Genomic DNA, 1,610 nt, shown 5'->3' on the forward strand with positions numbered 1-1,610 from the left:
AACGCCCTGACAGGAAGGCTCATGAATAAGGCGGGCTAGGGTCTGGTTGCCATTTCTCGCGCCTGTGGCCCTTGTTCATGCTGGGGGCCGGTGGTTCCGACCCCGCCGTTTTGGCTGTTGGTCGACGCTGGGCTGTCGGCCCGTTCTTTTCGTGCTGAGGCTGGCGTCATCATGCTGAGCGCCACTGAATTGACGCTTGGGGAATTGTCACGAGCTGAAAGGGATGCACACCACTTTCCGCTCAAGTCAGCACTGCCCAGGCCGATCCAGCTGGAGCGCCTGCAGCGCTCCTTTGCCCTGGCGCTAAAGCAGGATCGAGACGTCGGCTGGGTGGTTGGCGCCGCTGCCCTGCGCCTGATCCTCGTCAGCGGTCGACCTCTCAACGAAATCCATGCGATCAAGCGCGCACCCAAGTTGTCGGCTTTGCGGCCTAACTGCCAGCCTGATTGGCCGAGGCCTGCACTCGTGGAACTGAACGGCCATTCACCCGCCTTGTGGCTGGAAGCAGGGCGATCGGCGCATCGGTCCAACGTGACGCCCAAGCTCGATCATGTCGGTCGGTCCTCCAAGGGCGTTTGGCTTGGCCTTGATCCGACAACGGTGGCGCTGGTTCAGTCCATCATCGGCCCCGAGCCTCTCGTCACCGCTGACAAAGACCCTGCCAAGTGGCCGCACCTTTTCGCGGCTACAACATGTGAAGAACTTGCTGCTGCCATTGAAGAGTTTCGCAAGCAGGCATCGACACGACTGGGCGTCGGTTCTGGTGCCGCCATCCCAAAAATCACCCAGTGCCGATACTTCCTGCCGACGAGGTTGACCGCCTGTTTCCCGGCTGATCCGGCCGTTGCTTGCCTTGTCACCAATACCCCCCCGAAGCGCAACGCAACAAAGTCATATTACTCGTCGGTGTCACTGGCCGACGCGCAGCGTTATCAGCATACCGCCATCAGTGCGCTGCCTGCCATGCCAGCCGCCTTTAGTCCTGCGCCCGGTGCATCAATGCAGCCACCACAGGCGTTGCGCGCGCACGTGATTGGCAGCCCCTACTGCCCGACGGAGGCAGCGCTCAAGATGCTGGGGAACGCCCTGCGTTCTGCCGCCGCCATCGGCCGTGGCCGGCTGGACCGTAATCGGGCGCTGAAAGTCGATCACGCGTTCACGGCCTATTGCTGGCTGTTCTTCAGCCTGCATACCGGGTGGCGCACGCCGCGGAAGAAGTTGTTGCCCACAGTAGCCGATATTGACTGGGATACCGGTGCCCTCCTGATTGAGGACAAGAATATTGGCTCCGCCAAGTCTGCCCGTCGGCAGGGGTCGGTGATACTTGATGATTTTGATGCCGAACTGGATGCCGAGGATCAGGTGAGGCCGTCTTCAACACGTGAGCGGAAGATGGTGGGCGGTTCAGCGCCATCGCGTCGACGCTGGCTGCCGCTCAGCGATCGCGTGCTCCGGCAACTGCAAAACTATTATGAGCACACGCGAGTACGGGCCCTCATGCAACGGCGTCAGCGGGCCAAGACGTGGTTTACGCCGCTGACTGACCGTGCGGCACTCGAGGCCTACCTTCAGGTCGCGTCCCGGCAGGTGGTGTAGGTTATGAGGGTAGC

1 protein-coding gene is annotated in these 1,610 nt (G+C 61.7%); it reads left to right on the forward strand.

Annotated elements, in window-relative coordinates:
* The first annotated feature begins 171 nt into the window (after nt 1-171).
* The gene (locus CHU93_RS17155; RefSeq protein ID WP_133064230.1) at nt 172-1,596 is read left to right on the forward strand and encodes a hypothetical protein; all 1,425 of its coding nucleotides are present in this window, start codon (nt 172-174) and stop codon (nt 1,594-1,596) included.
* The last annotated feature ends 14 nt before the right edge of the window (nt 1,597-1,610 follow it).

It is taken from the genome of Sandarakinorhabdus cyanobacteriorum, assembly GCF_002251755.1.
GTDB classification, from domain to species: Bacteria; Pseudomonadota; Alphaproteobacteria; order Sphingomonadales; family Sphingomonadaceae; genus Sandarakinorhabdus; species Sandarakinorhabdus cyanobacteriorum.

Coding starts and splice junctions, on each gene's coding strand:
- CHU93_RS17155 (WP_133064230.1), top strand. CDS start 172: ATGCTGAGCGCCACTGAATTGACGCTTGGGGAATTGTCACGAGCTGAA.